We start from the raw sequence: 23,303 nt of genomic DNA on the forward strand, positions 1-23,303 counted from the left end.
AAAAATCGTCAGACAACCGCAATGCCTTGGATTTTTTATTGGCTTAGGTCGAAAAGACCTGAGGGACTTCGATTGTCTAGCGAAATTTAGAAATGCGAATGGAGACAACTGACAGAATGCTTGCTGGTGTTAGTCAGTCACCAGCAAGCGATATTTTATTTTCCTGGGACAGCGTCAATGGAGGTTCTGGACTTGGCGTCACGTTCGCAACTCATCGTGGCGAGCATTTTCTGGCCAGCAGTCGCATCACTCGGAATTCGGGAAAGACATGCTTCAAGCGTGTCGCCTTGCGTGCCAGTGGAGACTCGAGTCGGTCCTGTCGTTACGGCTTTGGCTTCAGCCTTTGACGATGGTGAAGCTGGAGAAGCTGCCGAGCCACTTGCACCAGTTGCGCCGCCATTCATCTCAGCGCAGCCCATGGTCAAGGTTGCGAGGCCGAAGGAAGCATAGAGGAACATTGTAGAAAATGGTTTCATTGGTCGAACCCCTCCTCAATGGATAAACAAGTCGCGAAATATACTTGAGACTTCAGAAAAAAACAAGGTGCGGACGTCAAAATCTTCTTTCCTGATCTCTTTCGCGTATGGAGTTGTCCAATCTGATTATCTTGACTGGTATAGGGTTTATTGCTACGGTAAAATTTTTCTCTCTAGGTATAGAGAACGAACGGAATTATTCATGACATACCTCATTGCTCGGCTGTTCCAGGGTCAACCTAGGGGCCAAGGTCAAGTGTTGTGACCTTTCAAGATATTATTCTCTCCCTTCATCAGTTTTGGAAATCCCACCACTGCATTTTGACTCAGCCGTATGACACTGAAAAAGGGGCTGGGACGTTTAATCCGGCGACATTTCTTCGCGCGATCGGCCCTGAGCCTTGGCGCGCGGCATATATTGAACCCTGTCGAAGACCAACCGATGGACGATATGGAGATAATCCAAATCGTCTTCAGCACTATTTCCAATATCAGGTGGTGTTGAAACCGGCTCCTGCGGATTCGCAGGATCTGTATCTTCAAAGTCTTGCCCATTTGGGGTTAGATCCCTATCAACACGATATTCAATTTCTTCAGGATGACTGGGAGTCTCCTACCTTAGGGGCTTGGGGGTTGGGCTGGGAGGTCCGATTGGATGGAATGGAGATCACGCAATTTACCTACTTTCAGGAGATCGGGGGGTTGGAGCTAGATCCGGTGACGGTGGAGTTAACCTACGGGTTGGAACGCATTGCCATGTATTTACAGCAGGTCGATAACGTATATGACCTGATGTGGACAGAAGACGTTCGATACGGCGAACTCTATCATGAGTCGGAAGTTCAGTTTTCCGTCTATAACTTTGAAGCGGCGGATGTGGATTTGATTCAGACCAGCTTTGATCGCTACGAAAAGGAATGCCAACAGTTACTGGAGCATCCACGGGAACTGGTGTTACCGGCCTACGACTGCTGTATGAAATGTTCCCACCTCTTCAACTTGTTGGATGCGAGGGGGGCGATCAGTGTGGCCCAACGGACAGGCTATATCGGCCGGGTCCGAAATCTTGCCAGGAAATGTGCCCAAGCCTATCTTGGGCAACGGGAGCAGATGGGCTTCCCACTCTTACACCACGCGGCGGCTTCCGCCCGTCCTCATAGAAAACAAAAGATTATTTGAATCGATGCCCCGATGCGGGGTTATGGCAAATACGCGTATGGCACCATCAAGAGCACCCCGCAAAAATGTAAAGGCTAAGTCGGTCTCAAAATCTCAGCCCAAGACCGTACCTTTTCTGTTAGAAATTGGGACGGAGGAATTGCCGTCGGCTGTTCTTCCGCAGGCATTGGAAGACCTGGCAAATCTTGGGCAACGGCTCTTTGCGGACAGTCGGTTAAAGTATGAGTCCTTGAGGACCGTTGGTACACCCCGGCGTTTAGCCTTGCTGGCCAAAGGGGTGGAACCTCAGCAAGCTTCCCTGACTCAAAACATATTGGGCCCGCCGGTCTCTGCAGCCTTCGATGCTTCGGGACAGCCCACAAAGGCGGCATGGGGGTTTGCCAAATCCCAAGGAGTGCCTGTTGACCAGCTTCGTATTCAAGAAACCCCAAAAGGGGCCTATATGGCGGTCGAAACGCACCAACGAGGGCAGTCGGCCAAACGGGTGATCACGGAGGCGCTTCCGCAGATCTTAAGTAAATTGGCCTTCCCGAAGGCGATGCGCTGGAATGCCTCGCGGGCAAAATTCGGTCGGCCGATTCGCTGGGTGGTTGCCCTATTAGGGAATCAATCGCTCACCGTAGAATTTGCCGGAATTCAAGCCAGCGCCATGACAAGAGGACATCGATTTTATCGGGCGAAAGGCAAAAAACGGGGGCAGACGTTTCCACTCACCACCGCCAACGATTATATCGAGACCATGAAGCGACTGGGAGTGCTGGTGGATCCGGAAGAGCGTCGGCGTCTCATTACGCAAGAAGTTTCTCTGTTGGCTAAATCTGCTAAGGGCCAGGTTGACCCCATGTACCGGGATGAGCTGATTGAAGCAGCCGTCTTTGGCGTGGAATACCCGCACACCATTCTCGGAACGTTTCAGAAGGAGTTTTTAGCGGTTCCCAAGCCGGTCCTGATCTCATCGATGAAAGAGCATCAAGGGTTTTTCTCGCTGATGACAAAGGATGGCGCGCTCCTCCCAAAATTTATTGCGGTGACGAATATGCCTTGGGGAAATACCCCGCTCATGACCAAGGGGAATGAACGAGTCCTGGCAGCTCGCCTGAGTGACGCTCAACATTTTTTTAAAGAGGATTCGAAACGCCCACTGCATGAGCGAGTGCCGGCTTTAGAAGGCGTCCTCTTTCATCACAAGCTGGGAACCGTGCGTCAAAAAGTGGATCGGGTGGGTCATTTGATCGGATGGATGGCTGAGCAGATTGGGCGAAAAGATCTGGACGAGGTGTGTCGGCGCGCCGCTCTTCTGTCCAAGGCGGATTTGACGACCGGAATGGTTGGAGAGTTTCCGACCCTGCAAGGGGTGATGGGAGAAGAATATGCCAGACACGATGGCGAATCTGCAGAGGTCTGTCGCGCACTTGGCGAACAGTATTTTCCCCGATTTCCAGAAGATCAGTTGCCGACTGAACTACCTGGTGTCCTCCTCGCGGTGGCCGATCGGTGTGATTCCATCGTGGCATTTTTTGCGGCCGGAATGTCCCCCTCCGGCTCTGAAGATCCGTTGGGGTTACGTCGAGCCGCGTATGGGTTGGTGCGAATATTTGCGGAAACGCCACTCCGGCTGGATATCACCTCCGTGGTGAATCGGGCGTTGCAGATCTTGGATGGACAAGGCGGGCGGGTGCGTGGCACCCCTCAGACCGGGGCAGAAGTAGTGGCCTTTATTTTCGACCGGCTTCGATTTTATGGCAGGCAACATCTGGGATTACGGGAAGATGTCATGGAAGCGGTCATCCGGGTTCCTCGTGCGATGGACTGTGACATGGGTGATCTGGTCGCACGCATGCAGGCCTTGGAGGCCATGGTGCCTCAGCCGGATTTTGATCCGCTGATGATCGGATTTAAGCGGGCTCACCGAATTGTTGAAAAAGAACAATGGACCAACGCGCAGGCCCTGCCTGAACAGTTTGTGCATGAATCGGAGCGTCGGCTGTTTCAGGCCTTGGGGGTCATACAACAACAAGTTCGTAGTTCAGTAAATGACCGGAATTACGGAAAGGCTCTTCATGCGTTGTTGGAACTCAAGGGCCCCATTGATGAGTTCTTCGGAGCCGTGATGGTCAATGATTCAGACCCACAGACACGGGCCAATCGCCTTTCCCTGTTAAAGGCAACGGATGACCTGTTTCTCACGGTAGCCGATTTGTCCTGTCTGCAATCGGCAAGTGGATAACAGTCGTTAATCGAAGAAGATTCCTGGCCGCCCCTGTGCAAGCGAGACGGTCATGAGAAGGAACATCCGATGGGGGATGGGACGGACCGTGTAGAGAGCCCCGAGATTTCAAGACGGTTGAAGCGCTTTACTCTGGTCGTCACGGTGGCCCTTATTATCGGCTGCAATGCCTTAATCCTGGCAGGTCTTTGGGTGAGCGGAGTTAATTTGGAAAGAATTTTCTCAACATCGGAACTCTATGATCCCGTGAATGGGCATTGTGTCCAGGTCACCTGGGTAAAGGTTGTGGGCGCAGATGGGTTAGTGAAGGTCTGCTCCGAATGGCTTGATTTTTCTGATATCTCGGGTGAAACCCATCTGTTGCCGGAAGGAAAAACTCTCGCGATGGGGCCGGATGGGAACCTATACGTCTCCGGGAACCCAGCCGAGAATTACCGATTGATTGCGCTCATGATTTTTGCCATAGTTGTCATAATTTCCGGCATGTGGATCAAGCAGATGCTGATAGCCAAATATCAGGACCGTCTTCAATCTGTAAATCATCATTCAACCTGAATGCTCGTGTATCCTACCTTTGTTCTGACAGCCAGCTCATATATTTATTTTCATACACCACGCCTGTCTCAGGCATCTTTGAGAAAAAAGACGGTTGCCCGTGAGGGTCTCCCTTCATCGGGGAGAATGGTTGGGAGAAGAATGTCAGACATTCAGTCTCCTCCTGTGACGACGTCTTTTTTTTCGAATGGCCGATGGGTCGGGTAAAGGAGAGCGAAGAAATGCGGCACAAAAAATATGTCTATTTCTTTGGCGGCGGCAAAGCCGAAGGATCCGGCAACATGAAGGAACTCTTAGGAGGGAAAGGGTCGGGATTGGCTGAAATGACCAACCTGAAAATTTCTGTTCCTTCCGGGTTCACGATTACCACTGAAGCCTGTGTGGAATACTTTCATGCCAAAAAACGTTTCCCCGCGGGGATGTGGGATCAGGCGCTGAATGGCCTGCGGCAGGTCGAAAAAACTATGAAGGCCAGGCTCGGCGATCCGGACAATCCGTTGCTGGTGTCGGTACGGTCAGGGGCACGAGCGTCGATGCCCGGTATGATGGATACGGTATTGAATCTCGGCCTCAACCAACAGACGGTTCAGGGTTTGGGCAAAAAAACCGGCAATCACCGGTTTGCCGTTGATGCCTACCGGCGGTTCATCACGATGTTTGGCAGCGTGGTGATGGGCATTCCCCGCGAGCGCTTTGAACACACTCTGGAGGCGATGAAACAAGCACAAGGAGTCAAGCACGATACCGATTTGACTGAAGACGCCTTGGCGCAGTTAGTGGTGCAATATCAGGAATTGGTCAAAACCGAAACCGCGCGAGATTTTCCGCAAGATCCATTCGAACAACTTCGGATGGCGGTGGATGCGGTGTTTGATTCCTGGTTTGGGGATCGTGCTGTCACATATCGCCGGCTCTACGATATTCCCGATGAATGGGGAACGGCCGTCAATGTCCAGTCGATGGTGTTCGGCAACATGGGCGATACCAGTGGGACAGGGGTGGCCTTTACCCGAAATCCTGCGAACGGGGTCCCGGTCTTTTTTGGCGAGTGTCTGTTGAATGCCCAGGGCGAAGATGTCGTGGCTGGTATTCGAACTCCCCTGCCGGTCGTCGCGTTACAAGACACGTTGCCGGAGGCGTATAAGGATCTCATCAAGACCCAGCGTACCCTGGAAAAACATTATCGGGACATGCTCGATCTGGAATTCACGATCCAAGAGGGAAAATTATATATGCTGCAAACCCGGATTGGAAAACGGACGGGTATTGCTGCGGTTCGGATTGCCGTAGATATGGTTCGGCAGGGGCTCATCGACCGGAGAGAAGCCGTGAAGCGGGTTGCCCCGGAACAACTTTCCCAATATCTGTACCCCATTTTCGAAAGCAGTGATGAGGCGAAATTTCAGTCAGTCGGTAAAGGGCTCCCAGCGGGTCCGGGAGCTGCGGCCGGCCGTATTGCTCTCACCCCGGATCAAGCTGTGGCCATGAAAGCCAAGGGGGAACGGACCATCCTGGTTCGTCATGAAACAAGTCCTGATGATATTCATGGGATGCATGCAGCGGAAGGATTTCTGACGGCCAAGGGCGGGATGACCTCGCATGCGGCGGTGGTGGCCCGTCAAATGGGAAAAGTCTGTATAGCCGGCTGTGATGCCGTGGAAGTTTTATCGAACGGAAAGGTGCAATTTGGATCCATGATTCTGTCTGAAGGAGATTTTCTCTCCTTGAACGGGTTTACCGGACAGGTTTATGCGGGAGACATTCCCGTGGTGGATTCTGAAGTGATCCAAGTCATTCAGGGAAGAATGGATCAGAAAGATTCTGAAAAGTATCAGTATTTCTCGACGATTTTGAAATGGGCCGATGCGTTCAGAGTGCTGAAGATTCGATCCAATGCGGACATTCCCGAACAAGCGCACATCGCACGAGGGTTTGGGGCCGAAGGGATCGGGCTCTGCCGGACCGAACATATGTTTTTTGCCGAAGACCGCGTACCCATCATGCAGCAAATGATCCTGGCATCCTCCAGAGAAGAGCGGGAGTTGTATTTAGAGCAGCTGTTACCACTTCAACGCCAGGACTTTATTGGACTCTATCGGGAAATGAAGGGATTTCCGGTCACGATTCGGTTACTCGATCCACCCCTCCATGAATTTTTGCCCAAACGCGAACATCTCCTGGTTGAAATCGCAAAGTTGGAAGTGACCAATGGAGATCCTCAAGTCATTCAGGAGAAACAACGAATACTGGATCGAGTCGAAGAGTTGCATGAGTATAATCCCATGCTGGGTCTTCGTGGATGCCGGCTTGGGATAACCATGCCGGAAATTACACGCATGCAGGTTCAAGCAATTTTTGAAGCAGCCTGTGAAGTCGCGCGCGAGGGGAAGAAGATCGTGCCGGAGATTATGATCCCGTTGGTGGGGATGCCGTCAGAGATGAAAGCTCAAAAGGAACTGATTCAAGAAGTGGCGGAAAAGACCATGGCCGAATATGGCATGAAGCTGACTTACTTGATCGGCACCATGATTGAGCTGCCTCGCGCGGTGGTGACGGCTGGGCGAATCGCCGAACATGCTGAATTCTTTTCCTTTGGAACCAATGATCTGACGCAAACGACGTTCGGGTTTTCCCGTGATGACGCAGGACCCTATATCGGGTTTTACCTGGATCGCCAGGATCGGTGTCCGGTCTGCCAACGAACCAACGTGGATTGGAAAAAAATGGTGTGCCGGATGTGTAAGGCCACGATCGAAAAAAAAGCCGAAAATATTTTGGACGCCGATCCCTTTGCCGTGTTGGATCAAGAAGGGGTTGGAGCTCTCATGAAATGGGCGATTCAGGAGGGGCGGAAGACTCGGCCGTTAATTAAACTTGGAATCTGCGGAGAGCATGGGGGTGAACCAAGTTCCGTGGCCTTTTGTCATGAATTAGGCCTGAATTACGTGAGCTGTTCGCCTTATCGTGTCGCCATCGCACGGCTCGCTGCGGCTCAAGCCGCCGTGGCGGTGCTCGAACGTGAGGAGACTCAACGACAGCCTCGCTCAAGGTCGAGTAACAGCGGTAAACCCCGAACGGTGGCGGCCAAATCCGGTCTCACCAAAACGGCTAAAAAGGCACCCTCCACAAAAACAACCGGAAAAAAAGTCACGAGCAGGAAAGTCGTGGCCGGGAAGAAACCAGCCGCAAAGAAGCCGGCAGCGAAGAGCGCAGTGAAGAAGAAAGCCGTGACGAAGGCAAGGAGTAAAAAGAGTCCATCCAAGAAAATGGCTTCTTCGTCTCCTCCCCGTAAAAAACGCACTACGGCTGCTAAACGGCGGTGACGTCCGTCCCATCAGATGACACCTACATGAAGCGAGCCCTTTCCCTCGCCGCCAAGGGGAAAGGGCGTACAAGTCCCAATCCCATGGTAGGGGCGGTGATTGTCAAAAATGGGCAGATCGTGGGAGAAGCCTATCACCGTAAGTCCGGCGAACCTCATGCAGAAATTTTAGCGCTCCATCAAGCGGGCCCTCGAGCGCGAGGGGCTGTTCTCTATGTGACGTTAGAACCCTGTTGTCACACCAACAAGCGCACGCCCCCCTGTGTCCCACTCCTCATTCATTCCGGTTTAGCCCGAATATGCGTGGCGATGGTCGATCCCAATCCACAGGTCAATGGGCGCGGGCTTCAACAACTCCAGCAAGCCCATGTTCCGGTATCGGTTGGGGTGTTAGAGCAGGCTGCACGGCATTTGAATAAGGTCTATGCCTATTGGATCACGACGGGACGCCCGTTGGTGACTCTCAAAGGGGCAATGACATTGGATGGAAAAATCGCGACGGCCACCGGTGAGTCACGGTGGATCACAGGGGAACCTGCACGTCAGGATGTCCATCGTTTGCGTAACCAGATGGATGCCATTCTGGTTGGCGTCGGAACGGTCATTGCCGACGATCCTGAATTGTCGGCCAGAGGAACAACGATGACAAACAGACGTGTGGGCCGGCAACCGGTAAGAGTCGTCCTTGATAGCCGATTGCGCATTCCTTTCAATGCCAAGGTTTTGCAATGGGTGGGTGAGCAGCCCACCATTTTGTGCACGACCACACAGGCTCCACACCAAAAAATCGCACTCTTGAGAAAACGGGGCATTCAGGTGTGGGTGTTGCCCGGGCAAGGCGGACGAGTTTCCTTGAAGGCCTGTCTATCCCGTTTAGGAAAAGAGGGTCTCACCTCGGTGCTCATCGAGGGAGGAAGTAGGGTGAATGCTGCTGCGTTTCAACAGGGACTGGTGAATCAGGTAAGATTGTATATGACTCCCATGCTGCTTGGGGGGCACGATGCCATCGGCCTCATCGGCGGGCAGTCGCCGAAAAAGCTTGATCGGGCCTGGCCACTAGCTGATTGCCAACTGAAAAAGATCGGGAAGGATTGGCTCATCACGGGAAAAATTGAGTCACGACAGTGAGGCTCTGCTGAGTCATCGACAACAGGCAGGTTGACGGTGTCTGGTATCCATTAACATATTACTACTCCAATTGTGTACTGCACATATAAACCGGGGAGATCGCGCTCATGACCACTCTCAATCAACTCGACGGGCAGGATTTAGCATTAGCAGTAGATCTCTTAGAAAACCCCAGCTTTGCCGCCAAAGTCACGAATCTCATCGGAGGGCCGGTTGAAAGGGCCATCACCATGCTGCCCGATGGATTTTCCAACAAGCTCCTGACGACCACGCAAAAGGCTCTGAATAAAGCGTTAGATCTGGCCGTTTCCAGTATAGACGAACGGTATCGAGGTGAACCTGCCAATGGGGCTCACCGGGTATTGACGACCGTCAGTGGTGCAATCGGGGGAGCGATGGGGCTCATGGCTTTGAGCGTCGAATTGCCGATCTCTACGACGCTGATGTTGCGGTCTATCGCTGATATCGCGAGAAGTGAGGGAGAACCGATTATGGAGGCTGGGAGCAAGCTGGCCTGCTTGGAGGTCTTTGCCATGGGGGGCACCAGTCAAGCGGATGACGGGGCGGAAACGGGGTACTTTGCGGTGAGGGCCGCGTTGGCGGGTGCAATGACCGAAGCGGGCAAGTATTTGCTCGAACGTGGTTTGACGAGTTCAGGCGCCCCGGCTTTGGTCCGGTTTCTGTCTGAAATTGCCTCACGGTACAGTATTCAAGTATCAGAAAAAGCTGCCGCTCAGGCGATCCCGTTGTTAGGGGCCGCAGGGGGAGCCACCATCAATTTGCTGTTTATGGATCATTTTCAAAATATGGCACGTGGCCATTTTATCGTGCGGCGGTTGGAGCGTACTCATGGTAAAGAGGCCGTGCAAGAGGCCTATCGAAAATTTGCCGCCAGGAATTAAATTCGTCGTGTTCTGGTGTGTCATCCCCGCCGGGCGCTCGCAGGTGTCCATCTGAATGCATTCAGGGAGAAAGCTTTGGGGAAATTTTTGAGGGGGCAATCCGTGAAAACAACGAGGTCATTTGGTTTGTTCCTGCCGGGGGATCTTTCTACTTACTCCTTGCATTCAAGAATCACAAAATAAATTCGGGCGAGTTGGCCAGTGCTGGACCGGCACCAACGGACGTGAGAAGTCTATGGCGAAGAAAAGCCGGTCAAGCGTTTAAAAAAATTGATAAACTGGCAACGGCCATGGAAACGCAGAATGATCTCCTCGCGCGTACTGATTTGGCTCTAGTGTCCTGGATCCCACGCTGAACAGCAGACAAGATCCCGGCGAAAAAAACTATCTGAGTTCAGCGATTACTCCACTTCCTCTATCTTCTACGAAAATCCCGCATAATATTGATTCTATTCTCGTTTGAAGCTTTCAGGAATTTTTATCGTTCGCATGTGGCACTGAGGCCATAGGAATGTGCGGTAAAATATGAGAAGATTAAGTACTGAACCCTCAGTGATTCGAAAGGCTTCATTGGCAAAATTGTTAGGATAACATCGTATGAAAATTTTTATTATTCTGCTTTCATGCTTAATGGTGGCCCTGGTGGCTCTTCCCATTTTGGCTCATACTTTTCCCGAAATTGAAAAGAGCGAGGCCTTAGAGCTTTCGGGCAGGAGTCTGTCCTCATTGGTGCAAGAATATGTAGAGGAAGACTCTCCGGAAAAAGCCAACGAGCTGTTAGCTGACATTCAACATATGCCTGAGGCCAATGTTGAATCCATTTCAAAAATTCTTCAGCAGCCGACCCCGCATGAGGCTCAACCGGTCGGGGCCCAACCCCGTCGGTCTATTCGGGTGAGAGGAGTGGATGCTGAGTACGCCTTGTATGTTCCTCCCTCCTATTCACCTGAACAGCCGATGGCACTCATACTGTGTTTGCATGGGGCAGGGTTCACGGGTGAAGCCTACCTGGATCGCTGGATTCCACGTCTGGGTGAAAAATATATTTTGGCCTGTCCTTCGGTGACCATGGGGTCATGGTGGACCAGATACGGCGAAGATCTGGCGTTAAAGGTCTTAAATGAAGTTCAGAAGGACTACCATATCGATCCGGATCGGATTTTTCTCACCGGCATGTCTAATGGCGGTATTGGAACCTGGATTATCGGGATGCATCATGCGGATCGTCTTGCGGGTATCGCGCCGATGGCCAGTGGTATTGATGATGTCCTGTTTCCCTTCGTTGAAAATTTAGCTCACACGCCCGTCTATGTTATTCACGGCGCAGCGGATCAGATTATGCCTGTGCAGTTGAGTCGCGATTTGGTGAAAGAGATGGAGCGCCGCGGCATTCCCTATCAGTACCAGGAACATAACTGGACGCATCCCCATGCGGGAGGGCATTTCTTTCCCAAGCAAGCCTTGCCCGAATTGATGACGTGGTTCGATGCTCAACAACGAGAGCCATTGCCACGGACCGTCTCGTTGGTTCGTGATGCAACCCACCTTATACCTTTCTCGTGGGTGCGGATTGATATGACGGATCAGATTGCCGCCTTTACCGAAAACCTGATTGACAGCCGAGATGAGTTTATTACGGGAGGGGTGTATGCCAAATTACACGCTCAGGTTACATCGCCCAACAAGATCGTGGTAAGCACCAATCGTATTCGCCGCTATACCCTGTTTTTGAATCAAGATTTGGTAGATTTTTCAAAACCAATCATCGTGGAAACGAATGGGGGGAAATCTTTTGAAGAAATCGTCGAGCCTCGCATCGAAACGCTTCTACAGGAAGTACGACACCGCTCTGACACCCACACCCTCTTTCCTGTCAAACTCACCATAGATGTGCCTTCTCCTGATATCCTGAATGAGAAGTAGTGGCCTTACAGGATCAGCCTGGTTGGTCGATTTTTCCTGCTGTCAACTAGAATGATGACCCGATTTGCTTGAGGAGTGGAGCAGGCCCTGTTTTATGATAGCTCCCAACCACATGCCTAACAGGAGAAGGATACCCAGGTAACTACCCGTATCACGGAACCAACTGGAATGTTCGTGAAATGCAAGAACATCCAGTTGGGTGGGCGTGATAAAACGTCCACGAATCGAAACGATAGCTGAGTGATCCAGTAGTTCTTGAGTGCTTCTGATTTCTTCACCATTGAATAGGCCAATCATATCGCCTCCCGGAGTTTTCACATAGGATGGTCGATCCAATTCCAGAGGACGCCCCGGACGAGCCTCCATTTCTTCAAGTGTTCGGACGAAATGGTTATTAGCCTTTCGAGGTCCTTCTAAAAGGACGAAAGGCAGGGCGAAATACAGGATGAGTAACGACGTCGATACCGTCACTTTGTAAGGTGACAAGGGCGAGATTGGGAGAGGCTGTGATATCCCCTTTCGCCATTGCCATCCTATATAGAGTAAGCCTCCTCCGGTCATAATATAGGTTGGAAGACTTTCCGGCCAGAATAACCCCACATTCCATAAGTCCCATGACAGAGGGGCAAAGAAATGAACGCCATTGGCCCATTTTGTTTGAAGGCCATCAAGCACGAGATGAAGCAGGACGTTTAGGCCGAGAATCATGAATACGGCTTTAGGCGTTTTTGAAAGGAAGGCCAAGGCTCCGCATAACACCAACGTGACGAATAAGGATGCTTGAGCGATACAGTAGAGTCGAATGGTATAAGGGTCGCCTCCCGGCATGATTCCCAGCACAACTCTTTGAAAGATCCATGGGATGTCCGGAAGCAAGCAACCCAGGCACACTAGTTTAGGGTCGATTCCCGGTTTAACGGCCTGATTCAGAAAGCCTTGCACGCCGATGTGGGCTAGGGTGTTGGGCACGTCTTCCTCTCAACAAAAATTAGGTGTTGTATCGGCAAAATGTGGGACCACCATAATCGTCACCGCTGTTCATTCTCCATAAGAGAATTTTTTAGGATTAAACAGAATTTATAGCTCCGGACTTATAGCTTTACAATGTATATTGGGAAGCCATTTTGGGGTTTGCCAGGAAAAAGCGCCGGCCAATGCCTGCGTCGCATTTGTCCACCCAAATTTCGTGTCAACGTGATTTTCCGTGTTGCCGGGTTTCGCCCCGAATGGCGGGGTTTTGCCTGATGCGTCTCGAATTTAGCGCGACCATTGTTGTGGAGGCAAAAGGGCCTAAAACCATTGACGTCCCGGCCGGCCTCATTAGGAGAGGAGGGAGGCCACCCTTGGGAGGGTGGACCAACTCGCTCCGCTCAAACAAGGCCCGCCAGCCTATGAGAGCGTCCCTCTCCTGAGCCAGCTGGCAGGCGTCGGTCCAGGGAAGCCGAACTTTTCAGGAACTTACATGGAAGAGACATGAACCATATATTTTGTATAGTTCGTTTCTAAGGCCAGAAAGTTTTTAGGCGCAGGCCTATCCTTTGCTCTGCCTAACCTCCCGACTAAATTCATGTGGAGGTGGTTGCATCGGTCAATTTGCAAAATAGGTTGATGAGTTTCATGTCGTCCAGGGAGCCGGGAGGAGTGCCGGCGATTCGGGGATCACCAACCACGATGACCAGGCATTGTGCCCGGGAGATGGCGACATTCACCCGGTTGCGGTCAAGGATAAAGGCCAGACCGCGTGAACCGTATTCACCATAACTGGAGCAGAGTGAGAGGATGCAGACAGGGGCTTCCTGTCCTTGAAATTTGTCAACGCTTCCGACGCGTGCGCCGTCGGGCAGGGCGACCTGAAGCGCGCGGACTTGTGCGTTGTAGGGGGCGATGAAAAGAAAGTCCTTCAATGCCAGTGGTCTGGTGACGCCGTCCTTGTTGGTGTAGAGACGTCCTTGGAGTGCGTGGTAAATCTCCGTGACCCGTTCAATCTCTTCGTCACTCTGTTGGATATTGCCATCGTGCTCCACGCCGCTGAAGAGGATCCCGCTTTCGCAATCGATGAGGCTGTTGGCGCCAGGCGGGACCACGATCGTCTGCCGGGCGCAGTCGGAATGTGACTGAAGGCGACCCTCATACATGCTCTCCGAAATGAATCGGCAGACGAATGGGTGCATACGCCGGGATTCGCCGAGGAAAAGCCCGTAGTCCGGGGGTATCACGGCATGCATGATAGGAGAATCGGGTTGGCTGGCTTCCAGATCTTTCAGCGCGTATTGGAGGGCCGAAAGACCCGCATCGCCGGGATGGGAGCCTTGCACCGGCTGTTCAAGTTGCATCTGATCACCCAGGAGAACAAGGTTCTTCGCGCATCGAGCCATCGCGATGGCGTTGGCGAGGGCAACCTGTCCGGCTTCATCGATAAACAAGAAATCGAGTGCATCTTCCCACTCAGGTCTGGTAAAGAGCCAAGCCGTTCCACCGACAAGGCCACCAGTATAGGCCTGGTGCGCGGTGTTGGTGTCCTTGATGTATTGCAAGCGGGGGTTACGGGTAAAGAATGAATCTTCGGCGTCACCTCCGACTTTTATGCCCTGGAGCTGAGAACCACGCTCTTGAGCGGCGTCGCCACAGGCGGTGAGAAGATTCATCACGGCCTTGTGGCTGTTGGATGCGACACCGATTTTTTTGCCGGAAGCGAGAAGCGACGTGATGACGTGTGAAGCGGTGAACGTCTTGCCGGTTCCGGGAGGCCCTTGTATGACCAGGCATCCACCGCCCATCGATCCCGCCACCCGTTTGGCGGCTTCGGTTGGAGACTCACCGTTCTGTTGCAGCGGTGTGACGGGCGGTATTCGGTTCAACAAGGCGGCCACGGGGGCATTGAGGTTGTGTGAGAGGTGTCTGGTCACCACTTCCGTCAGCGCAAGCTGAATGGCCGTTGCCGAGACATGCTCGTCCGGAAGCAGTGAACCCTGCGAGGGGAACGCGCCTAAAAATTTTTCGTTCAGAGCTTTCTTGCCGATCTTAAGGCTCAGACTGCCCGTGGATATATCCAGCTCCAAAAGTGTGAATTTCGCATTCAGGTTATAGGTGAACATCACTTTGGACTTATCACCGGCGGTCAATTTGCATTCCTGAGAGGGGTCGAAACGGTATTCTTGTACCAGTGAAAGTTTTTCGGGTATGGGAGGTCCCACGGCGCAGATCCCCTGGAGGCAGGCCGGGTCATCCCGGAGTTCTTCGGGTGTCGCGGTGGCACGGTCAAACATTCTCCACCACATGGGCTTTTCTTCACGGCGATGAAAGTCGACCACATCGGCAAGAATCAGGGAAATGGCATCTCCTTGCGTGCGAAGCCGTGCAGCGGTCTCCAATCGCGTCACGACCTCCGGTGGCAATTCTTGGGGCGCCGACGGAGCGTTTTCCGAATCCAGGGGGACCGCAGTGATCTGATGTTCGACCACCACTTTCCGTAACCATTGCAGCAACTCTGCCGTGGATGTGCAATCGTCCTCGTTGTAGTCGCGGATATCTTTCAGGATGGGGCTGTGTTTCCAATCAGCCGGCTGTTGACTTTCGATCCACCTGGCGTATTGCACAATTGAGTCAGCCGCAGTGGCAACCTCGGTGGCGCGTTTGGGTCGGTAGAGGCGCTCGACCGTCTTGAGGGAATAGCTATTCTCCCCGAGGCGCAGGCCGTGACGGACAATCTGAAAAAGATCAACGAATACCTTGTTCCGGAGCAGCGCATCCACCTCGTCTTGACGGGTATCATGACGGGTACTCAATCGCCGCACCGCGCTGACCTCATAGGGCGCGTAGTGGTAGATGTGCATGCCGGGGTTACGCTGCCATCGATTGAAGACCCAGTCCACAAATCCCTCGAAGGCGACCTGTTCGTCCTCCCGGTTGTGTGCCCACCAGTCCATGAACTCAAATGAATCCGGCTGCTCGTTTCGCGTGCAGACGCCAAACAGATATTCCAGTCCGCCGGTAACAAGCGGGTACCCCTCCATATCGAAGAAGACATCCGCCGGATGATCGGGCGGAAGAGCGGCCAAGCCCACGGGTTCGCCATTCGCACCAATGGGAGATAGGACCTCATAGCGCGGCGGGGCATCAGGATTCACGATCCGGTCTGCCCTGGTCTGGCACTGCAGGCGCGCCTGTGCGACGAGCTTTTCCAGTGAGTCGGCAGCCAGTTTGCGAATGGACCTGCCTGACGCCTCGGAGAGATCGGCTACTGTGGCGATCCCACCCTTCTTCAGCTTTTTAATCTGGCCCACAGTGATTCCCGCCACTTGCACAAGATGGTCCGTATCCTGAAAGAAATTTTCTGCATGGGAAGTCCATCGGCCGTGATCGGCTCGCGGTAGAGGCTCCGGGCGATCCGTGATTTTCCCGGTGAAGCCTTTCTGCATAGTCAGGAAATTCGCCGTGATGCGACGGTAGTAGTGAATGAAGTCCTCGATGCGAAACTCAACCTTGTCCTTGGTGCCGAGGATGAGTCCGAACTTTTCGGGCATCGTGGCCCCGGTGACAGCGGCGAGTAGCTCCGAATAGCAACAAAGTTGAATCGCATAATAGGGCTTGGGCGAGCGGGCCAGTTTCGTGTCCCACACCTGATACCGTTCGGTTTCATCGAGTAGAAGGAAATCAGCGAACCCCGCGAACGGCTCATGTTCCAAAAAGGCCTGATAAATAACGGGGACGTTTGCGTTGATTGCGGAGATGGTCGTTGTCCGGGCAACGCTAGGATCGGTCCTTGGAATCTCAATCAGGTTGGCACCGGAAGCTTCGAATTCATCGAGCACCGCGCGTTCGTGTTGTGCGCCTGTCTGTGCTATGAGTTGTCCGTCCTCGGTTTCCTCATCAGGGGTGACCGCGCCGGGATTCTCCAAGGCGTATCGGTCCATCCAGGATGCGAACGGTGAGGCCAGATAGCAGATGAGATCGCTCGGCGAAAACACCAATTGGCCTGATAGGTCTTTCTTCATATCCGTAGATCAGATTCAGTCTGAGAGTTACGGTAATTTTTTAAGAAAACTCCAATGCTAACTGGATTCGCCGCTAAGGTTTGTGAATCAGGGTTTGGTAGATTTCAGCAAACCCATCGATATAGAAACGAATGGAAGGGGAATTTTTTAGAACTAGTAAAATTTCCAATCGAACGCTCATCCAGGAAATTTGACAACCTGGTGCAGACTTTCAAGTGTTTCGTTACCTAAGTTCCTCGTCCCGTTATTTCATTGAAAAATGGACAAGGTGCGCGCTTCTTTTTCAAGGGCGGGAAGAATTTTCTCTACTCCTTGTGCCATTGCCTTTAGTACACGGATTAGTGGATTACCCATTAAAATTTCAATCTTTCCAAAGGTGACAAAAGTTTGAATTTCCCTATTGTAGGTGTATTAGGTTCCGCGTTGAACTTCTGCAAGAATCATTTCGTTAAGTTGAGGGTCCCATTGCGGAGGGAAGTATTGGGTGACCATTCCCGCGAAGCGAGATTGATGGTTGGTACCTCCACCTGTTGCGATAGGTATGGGGACCACGATCTCGTGCTTCTGGCGGTTGCATAGTTTGTTTAGTGACCATAGGAGATCGTTGCCGTTTTTGTATGGCTTTATAGCTGCTAGGAGGTCGAATACCGATTGGGGAGGATCGCGCGATGAAGTTTTGCGACGACTTTCTACTTTTGCTGGGGTATCACCAAACGGGAAGTGGGATTTCTTGCCGTTCGTGCCATTGGCGATGCCAATAGCATAACAGGCCTGATCAAGGGAGGATCTGAGAATGTTCAGTGTGTCAAATGTGATACCCGCTAGCGGTTCCGGCAAGGGCTTTTTCAGTCTAATCTTATGTAAGTCGTACTCGCTTCCAGGGACCTGTTCCACAATTAGCTTAAAGGGCTTTGGTTTGTGAAAGGCATCAAGCTCGCATTCCAAAGATCCCATGTGACGTCGTGCATGTGCGAGGCTATATCTGGAGTTAGAGACGGGATCGGACATGTTGATCGACAAAATTTAGAAGACTTTATATTATGAGATTTAATGTGCCGTGTGTCACGGAATCTAAATACAACTCCTTATGATGTCAACCATTTTCCTTATTCCAGAGTTTTATTAAAAGAAGGAGAAAATCTTTTTACGACTCTGCAACTGAAACTGGAATTGAACTCAGTTTGAGCTTGATGGAAAGGCATTATTGGCTTACGCTTGATGGAATGGAAAGCATTCAATCTTCCCCTTATCTCCTACTCTCAAAATTTTATCGGCCTATACGGGGTTGAATACTTTTGAGGCGATTCTTCAAGTCCCCCGGGCCAGGCGGTTGCGTTGGCTGAAAATTCTCTTTAACGATCAACTCGACCTCAAGCCCTGGCAGAATCACCCTGAGGGTCAGGACGCCTTTCATAAGGCTTGCCAATGGTTCACCACGTACAGAAGTTTGATTCAATCCGTGTTGCCTCGGGTGTCGCTCCCTCTCTATAACGGAAAAATTGATCAACGAGGCTATTGGACGTTTGCGGAGGCTCTTCAATTTTTCCCCCTAGGTCCTTCTCCACCTAAAAGTATTTCTGAATAATTTCCAACAAGTTTGAGCCCATGATTTTATTACCTGAGGATGATTTACCTGTTAGAGTTTTGCCGGGTTTCGGCCCGGCAGCCGAGCTACTTTTGGGCGGGCAAAAGTAGCCAAAACCCGTGACGCCCTCCCTGGGCAGATCGGAGAGTGCTGACGCGAACTTGGGGATGGCAGCCCAACTCGCTGCGCTCAGACACGGGCTGCCGGTGAATGAGAGCGTCCGCCTAAGGCCAGGGAGCAGGCGTCGTGCCGAAAAAAGGGGTGAGGCGTAAAAATTTTGAATATTTTGATAGAAGATTTCTACGAGGAGGGGGAGGATTGGCTGCAATGTTGCTCGCGAAGAGCCAGGGCTTCGGGCATCCATTCTTGAAATTGTTTGATGCGGGTCCCATGGCTGGGATGGGTGGACATGAATTCGGTCGGCTGTTTGCCTTTGCTGACTTCTCCCATGCGCTCCCAGAGTCGTGGAGCTTCCGTGGGATCGAAACAGGCCCGAGCGACAAATAGCAGACCCATGTAATCGGCCTCCGACTCATGGTCGCGGGAAAAGGGGAGGAGCACGCCATATTGTGCGCCGACTCCTAATGCGCCCATGACCATTCTCTGTGTGTCGTAATCCATATCGCCGACGGCCACCGTGGCGGCGATGGTGCCCATCTGGACTAATTTTTGATGGGCCATGCGCTCGGCACCATGCCGCGCGATGGCATGGGCGATTTCATGGCCCATGACAACGGCTAATCCGTTTTGGTTTTCCGCAACTGGAATGAGTCCGGTATACACGGCTGTTTTTCCGCCTGGTAAGGCAAAGGCATTGGCCTGTTGAGAGTCAATCACATTAAATTCCCATTCGAATCCGGGATCGACATCGGCTGCCGCGGTTGCCAGACGGCGGCCGATGGTCCGGACCAGATCTACGACCTGTCCTTCCGGAATGACTTGGGACTGGCTGAGGATTTCTTGGTAGGACTGGAGTCCCAAGGCCATTTCCTGCTCATGGGTCATGTCCACCAATTGGGAACGGCCGGTCAACGGCACGGTTTCCTGGTTCGAGACGAAAAAATACAGTCCGTATATCGCGAATAAGACGAGCGGGATGACCCGCATTTTCCAACTCATCCGGCCGCGAGTTCGTCCGCCTATTCCCCTACTTCTCCCAAATATTCCGGGTCGCATTTATATTCTCTCCGCACCCACCGCCAAGAGTATTAATAAGAAATTATTGCAGTATACTTTATGGAAAGGGAAGCTTCCTAATCTCCGATTCATGATAAACCAGGCCAGGCTTTACCGGTCTCTCATGATATTGGAGCCTATCGGATTGAGGATGGTTGGCTAGGGGTCAGATGTCTGTCTTGCGATGTGTCTTAAGGAAATCTTTGAGGAGTTGCCCGGCGAGAAAACCGGATTTCTAGGTGGGTTAAAACGTGAACTAGAGGGACAACCATTTCACCCCACGGTACAGATGCTTTCCAAGGTGGGATATGAGTTGTAGGGACACTGCTCCAATTATGAAACTTTGTTCATGTACATGAACAAAGTTTGGCCTCATGATCGGAGCACGTGCGAATCTCAGGAAGAAATTTCCCGTATCGCATAACTGAGATGCCGATGATGTTCGATCGTTAAATAAATCATTTCCCAATTGTATTTGATGCAAAATTCATTCACCGCCTCAACAACTCCGTATCTGCGATTGGACATCCAGGCCCCTGTCACATAATCGTGACCCGCAATGATGCCACCTTTTTTAACTTTTTTTCGACAAATCTCTAATTCTTTTGCTGTGGTTTCGTAGCTGTGATCCGTATCAATATACACCCAATCAAAAATTCCATCATCCTTCTTTTCCAGTTCTGAAATTGAGATTCCCTGACAAATAAGCACTTGTCCTGATTGAATCTCTTTATGAAACCGTTCTTCGATGACTTTCTTGACTTGGTAGGGTGCACTACCCCAGGCATCAATTAAATGCAACTGTTTTGGTTGGACGATGGAAAGAATTTTTTCAGAATAATCTCCGCGCGAAACGCCAATTTCCGCTGCGATCGAATGCTTAGGCAACACATCAAGGAGGGCAGCCTTATTGGTTAAAATCTTTAAGTTTTTTATATGTTCCTTCGTTAAATCTATTTTGGGCAGCTTTTCCTCTAGTTTTTTGGCGCTTTCCTGCTCATGCTGCCTCACGATCTGTATGACAAGCCGGTAGGCTTTTTTTCTAATTGTTAGGGGTAAAATCTTAGATAGTTCCAGCAACATTTCTTCAGTGCCTTTCCTTGGGATCTTTGTGGGGAGTCCTCAGTCGTATGTTTTGTTAATGAGGACGGAACGAAAATACAATGATCGTTAAAAATTGTATGAACAGATTGGATTTCTTGTTCACTTGCTCATTCCCATAGCTTGCTACGGGGTTATCACGTGAGGATGTGAGATGGACCTTACACTGAACATCTCGTCACCTTCCTGTGGCTACGGGGATTTTATCGTATTTGTAAATGCATGGGGGAAAGGAAATGGTAAAAACGATTCTATGATAATTAGATCCTCATGGCAAATGCAATCTTTCGGGTTTTAATCGGCTAACGTTGTGGCTCACTGTCACTTTGGAAAGGGAGAAAATGGTATGAATACTGAGACATCCCAGGTTGTGGGTTCACGGCGAAAGTTTAGTGGGAAACAGGTTTTTGTTTTTATCGGGCTTGCGGTGTTGGCCACAACGTTGGCGGTCGTGTGGTGGATGAACCAGTACGTGTATGCCACGATGTTTCAGCCGACCCGATTGGATGAGTTGGAACAGCAGGTCCTGAATGCCAAAATTACTCACATGCTTCAGACCGCCGATGCCTCTTCTTCATCTGGATCCAAACCTTCCTCTTCCACAACAGACCTTCCTCTTGAGCCAGTGCCGTATGCTGAAATAGATGGAAATCGAGAGATTCAGTTAACCGAGCGGGAGGTGAATGCCTTGATTGCCACCGATTCGTATATGGCCAGACATGTGGCTGTTGATATGGCGGACAACCTCGTCAGTGTCCAACTGGTGGTCCCGATTAATCACGAGATGCCCATTGTGGGTGGAAAAATGTTGAAACTCAATTTTGGACTGGAGCTCAGTTATACGAATGGGAAGCCGGTGGTGGCGATGCGGGGTATTAGTCTCGGTGGCATTCCACTTCCGAGTGCCTGGTGGGGAGATATTAAAAATACCAATTTGGTGGAAGAATTTGGTGGCTCAGGCGGATTTTGGGATCAATTTTCCAAGGGGGTGAAGGATATGAAAATTCAGGATGGTCAATTGTATGTGATGTTGAAAGAGTAACCATCCTTATCGCCAGTGGAAGCCTGTACATTCGCTTGAAACTTGCTTGATTTTCAAACATCTCAGAAACGTAGCCTCTCTCCCTTCGACTTTCGTGTCGCTCCAAACGAAAGGATTTTTCCACCCGGTGCTGTTGATCTCTAGCGGTTTGGATTGAGGTGCTCCCTATCGGTTTGAAATTCCCGTTCTCCGGTTGCTGCATTTTTGTGGTTCCGTCTCCCTTGTGGTCTTGTATGCCACCTTCAATCTTTCGGATAGTATTCCTTTCATCCTGTCCCATGCCCAGGGCAGTTGGTAGATTCCGAGCTTTCATGTTTCTGGCGATACAGTTGGCGAACCTCCAAGTCCTGGTAGGAGAGGAACCTTTGGTCGCTGAATGAGAGAAGGGGATTTATTGGTCTGCGGGAGTTCCCGGAATCACCAGGCACGTCATAGGCGGGATGGCGGCCCAATACAAGGCTTGCGCTTCGGCAGGATCAAGTGAGAGCACCAGGTATTGATGTGACCCTCCCCAGGTCGCCATTCTGGCTGTAACCCGTCGCCCCCAGCCGGCTATTTGATGCTCCAGGTTTGCCCAAAAGGAGGGGAGGTGAGGGGGTTGGACTAGAATGGTCAGGGATTCTTGAAAGGTGAGCTCATAGCGAGTGGGCATGTTGCTGACGGTTAACGGAGTGATGGGATCTTCCGGCGGAGATTTCTGAGATACATCTGATGGAGGAGAAATGGGCAGGGGGGAGACCGATGGGTCTTTCGTCTGGAGGTGCAGGACGGTTGAGTGGGTGAGAGGGGCTCCGATCCACGCGGCGCCGGCCAGAGGAAATGTCCGCAGGGGGATGCCACGGGCTTTGAGCAAGACGATGTTCTTGTCGGTATCGACGATGAAATAGAGAGATTTGGTTTTTGCCATTTGCCGCTCTTGTTCAACGCGAGGAGAAGAGGGTTTTTGTTGAGCCCCGCTTTGGGAAGAACAGGCTTCTCCCAGGATAAGCATGAGGAGAAGCATCCACACCAAATAGGAGCTGGTCGTTTGGAGTGGCCAGTGGATGAGAAAAGACTTGAGGGGATTCAATAGATGATCAGGGTGGTGCCAAGGGGCACGTGGTGAAAGACATATTCAAGGGGTTCATCTCCAAGTCTGATACAGCCATGGGTGACGTTGGTGCCCAGCATTCGCGTATACAGCGTGCCATGGATGAAATAGCCATTGCCGAAACCAAGGGCATAGTCTCCCAGCACGCCCGTTTCAATCCGGTCTTGGGGTTTGGTCGGAATGGGCTGCCCTTCTTCAATGAAGGCCCAATCGGGTTTGTTCCAGGCGGGATTTTTAATTTTACTGGAAATCGTAAACACTCCACGCGGAGTATCGAACACCCATCCGTTGCCGGGATTGCGAGGATCTTGCAACCGTGCCCCGCTGCCGGTTGATGCCACGGCACTGTAGAGGATTCGATTGCCCTTTCGAAGGGATACCCGATTTTGAGCCGTATCGACCACGAGGTAGAGGCCCTTGGGTGCCGTGGCAAGGAGACCGGGAGCGGAAGGATAAAACGGGATGTGTTCTTCCTGGGGTTGGATCGTCACAGGAACCACGGTTGGGGTGCGTTTGGGAGGGTGAGGAGGAGAAGCTCCAAGTGCCGTTGTCAGGACGATGAGCAGGCTCAGCAAAAGCGTCTGGCGTGAGTGGGGGGGCATG

Annotated in this window: 17 protein-coding genes; 9 read left to right on the forward strand and 8 right to left on the reverse strand. The window is 51.6% G+C overall.

Annotated features, from left to right (window positions below):
- Positions 1–155: 155 nt before the first annotated feature.
- Positions 156–476: a hypothetical protein gene (locus LX98_RS05075; protein WP_496427858.1), complete on the reverse strand. Its 321-nt coding sequence runs from the start codon at positions 474–476 to the stop codon at positions 156–158.
- 261 nt (positions 477–737) lie between these two features.
- Here LX98_RS05075 and LX98_RS05080 point away from each other — a divergent pair, with 261 nt between their 5' ends.
- The 7 genes from LX98_RS05080 (at position 738) to LX98_RS05110 (ending at position 11,712) form a co-directional block, all read left to right on the forward strand.
- On the forward strand, positions 738–1,655 hold the full coding sequence (locus tag LX98_RS05080; protein WP_496427859.1) for a glycine--tRNA ligase subunit alpha: 918 nt from the start codon (positions 738–740) through the stop codon (positions 1,653–1,655).
- Between the two features lie 37 nt (positions 1,656–1,692).
- Positions 1,693–3,882: a glycine--tRNA ligase subunit beta gene (gene glyS / locus LX98_RS05085; RefSeq protein ID WP_496427860.1), complete on the forward strand. Its 2,190-nt coding sequence runs from the start codon at positions 1,693–1,695 to the stop codon at positions 3,880–3,882.
- A 69-nt stretch (positions 3,883–3,951) separates the two neighbouring features.
- Entirely contained in the window at positions 3,952–4,437 is a 486-nt protein-coding gene (locus LX98_RS05090; RefSeq protein ID WP_496427861.1) for a hypothetical protein, read from the forward strand.
- Positions 4,438–4,658: 221 nt separating this feature from the next.
- A complete protein-coding gene (gene ppdK, locus LX98_RS05095) occupies positions 4,659–7,760 on the forward strand; it encodes a pyruvate, phosphate dikinase (protein ID WP_496427862.1) in 3,102 nt (1,033 codons plus the stop codon).
- Positions 7,761–7,786: 26 nt separating this feature from the next.
- Positions 7,787–8,887, forward strand: a complete 1,101-nt coding sequence (ribD, locus tag LX98_RS05100) for a bifunctional diaminohydroxyphosphoribosylaminopyrimidine deaminase/5-amino-6-(5-phosphoribosylamino)uracil reductase RibD (RefSeq protein WP_496427863.1) — start codon at positions 7,787–7,789, stop codon at positions 8,885–8,887.
- A 107-nt stretch (positions 8,888–8,994) separates the two neighbouring features.
- Positions 8,995–9,789 carry an EcsC family protein gene (locus LX98_RS05105; protein WP_496427864.1) on the forward strand — a complete coding sequence of 265 codons (795 nt, stop codon included), beginning with the start codon at positions 8,995–8,997 and terminating at the stop codon, positions 9,787–9,789.
- 597 nt (positions 9,790–10,386) lie between these two features.
- Positions 10,387–11,712 carry a carboxylesterase family protein gene (locus LX98_RS05110; RefSeq protein WP_496427865.1) on the forward strand — a complete coding sequence of 442 codons (1,326 nt, stop codon included), beginning with the start codon at positions 10,387–10,389 and terminating at the stop codon, positions 11,710–11,712.
- Between the two features lie 42 nt (positions 11,713–11,754).
- Here the strand turns inward: LX98_RS05110 and LX98_RS05115 are convergent, their stop codons facing one another.
- From LX98_RS05115 to LX98_RS05125, 3 genes are all read right to left on the reverse strand, one after another.
- Positions 11,755–12,681 carry a hypothetical protein gene (locus LX98_RS05115; RefSeq protein WP_496427866.1) on the reverse strand — a complete coding sequence of 309 codons (927 nt, stop codon included), beginning with the start codon at positions 12,679–12,681 and terminating at the stop codon, positions 11,755–11,757.
- Positions 12,682–13,277: 596 nt separating this feature from the next.
- On the reverse strand, positions 13,278–16,706 hold the full coding sequence (locus tag LX98_RS05120; protein WP_496427867.1) for a TM0106 family RecB-like putative nuclease: 3,429 nt from the start codon (positions 16,704–16,706) through the stop codon (positions 13,278–13,280).
- A gap of 411 nt (positions 16,707–17,117) precedes the next feature.
- The gene (locus LX98_RS05125) at positions 17,118–17,660 is read right to left on the reverse strand and encodes a hypothetical protein (protein WP_496427868.1); all 543 of its coding nucleotides are present in this window, start codon (positions 17,658–17,660) and stop codon (positions 17,118–17,120) included.
- 331 nt (positions 17,661–17,991) lie between these two features.
- Between LX98_RS05125 and LX98_RS05130 the strand changes: the two genes are divergently transcribed.
- Entirely contained in the window at positions 17,992–18,291 is a 300-nt protein-coding gene (locus LX98_RS05130) for a hypothetical protein (protein ID WP_496427869.1), read from the forward strand.
- 300 nt (positions 18,292–18,591) lie between these two features.
- On the opposite strand, the gene LX98_RS05135 is transcribed toward LX98_RS05130, so the two are convergent.
- A complete protein-coding gene (locus LX98_RS05135; protein WP_496427870.1) occupies positions 18,592–19,467 on the reverse strand; it encodes a M48 family metalloprotease in 876 nt (291 codons plus the stop codon).
- 396 nt (positions 19,468–19,863) lie between these two features.
- Positions 19,864–20,550, reverse strand: a complete 687-nt coding sequence (locus tag LX98_RS05140) for a class I SAM-dependent methyltransferase (protein WP_496427871.1) — start codon at positions 20,548–20,550, stop codon at positions 19,864–19,866.
- Between the two features lie 364 nt (positions 20,551–20,914).
- On the opposite strand from LX98_RS05140, the gene LX98_RS05145 reads away from it, so the two are divergent.
- A complete protein-coding gene (locus LX98_RS05145) occupies positions 20,915–21,610 on the forward strand; it encodes an arginine N-succinyltransferase (protein ID WP_496427872.1) in 696 nt (231 codons plus the stop codon).
- A 391-nt stretch (positions 21,611–22,001) separates the two neighbouring features.
- On the opposite strand, the gene LX98_RS05150 is transcribed toward LX98_RS05145, so the two are convergent.
- Together LX98_RS05150 and LX98_RS05155 are read right to left on the reverse strand one after the other, a co-directional pair.
- Positions 22,002–22,601 carry a hypothetical protein gene (locus LX98_RS05150; RefSeq protein WP_496427873.1) on the reverse strand — a complete coding sequence of 200 codons (600 nt, stop codon included), beginning with the start codon at positions 22,599–22,601 and terminating at the stop codon, positions 22,002–22,004.
- A 74-nt stretch (positions 22,602–22,675) separates the two neighbouring features.
- Entirely contained in the window at positions 22,676–23,302 is a 627-nt protein-coding gene (locus LX98_RS05155) for a L,D-transpeptidase family protein (protein ID WP_496427874.1), read from the reverse strand.
- Between the last annotated feature and the right edge of the window lies 1 nt (position 23,303).

The sequence above is a fragment of the Nitrospira marina genome (genome assembly GCF_059568365.1).

Bases quoted from the DNA above. Each gene is read 5' to 3' on its own strand.
- LX98_RS05145 (WP_496427872.1), top strand. From the start codon at position 20,915: ATGAATACTGAGACATCCCAGGTTGTGGGTTCACGGCGAAAGTTTAGT.
- LX98_RS05110 (WP_496427865.1), top strand. From the start codon at position 10,387: ATGAAAATTTTTATTATTCTGCTTTCATGCTTAATGGTGGCCCTGGTG.
- LX98_RS05120 (WP_496427867.1), bottom strand. From the start codon at position 16,706: ATGAAGAAAGACCTATCAGGCCAATTGGTGTTTTCGCCGAGCGATCTC.
- ppdK (WP_496427862.1), top strand. From the start codon at position 4,659: ATGCGGCACAAAAAATATGTCTATTTCTTTGGCGGCGGCAAAGCCGAA.
- LX98_RS05140 (WP_496427871.1), bottom strand. From the start codon at position 20,550: ATGTTGCTGGAACTATCTAAGATTTTACCCCTAACAATTAGAAAAAAA.
- ribD (WP_496427863.1), top strand. From the start codon at position 7,787: ATGAAGCGAGCCCTTTCCCTCGCCGCCAAGGGGAAAGGGCGTACAAGT.
- LX98_RS05125 (WP_496427868.1), bottom strand. From the start codon at position 17,660: ATGGGATCTTTGGAATGCGAGCTTGATGCCTTTCACAAACCAAAGCCC.
- LX98_RS05150 (WP_496427873.1), bottom strand. From the start codon at position 22,601: ATGCTTATCCTGGGAGAAGCCTGTTCTTCCCAAAGCGGGGCTCAACAA.
- LX98_RS05075 (WP_496427858.1), bottom strand. From the start codon at position 476: ATGAAACCATTTTCTACAATGTTCCTCTATGCTTCCTTCGGCCTCGCA.
- LX98_RS05105 (WP_496427864.1), top strand. From the start codon at position 8,995: ATGACCACTCTCAATCAACTCGACGGGCAGGATTTAGCATTAGCAGTA.
- glyS (WP_496427860.1), top strand. From the start codon at position 1,693: ATGGCACCATCAAGAGCACCCCGCAAAAATGTAAAGGCTAAGTCGGTC.
- LX98_RS05155 (WP_496427874.1), bottom strand. From the start codon at position 23,302: ATGCCCCCCCACTCACGCCAGACGCTTTTGCTGAGCCTGCTCATCGTC.
- LX98_RS05090 (WP_496427861.1), top strand. From the start codon at position 3,952: ATGGGGGATGGGACGGACCGTGTAGAGAGCCCCGAGATTTCAAGACGG.
- LX98_RS05135 (WP_496427870.1), bottom strand. From the start codon at position 19,467: ATGCGACCCGGAATATTTGGGAGAAGTAGGGGAATAGGCGGACGAACT.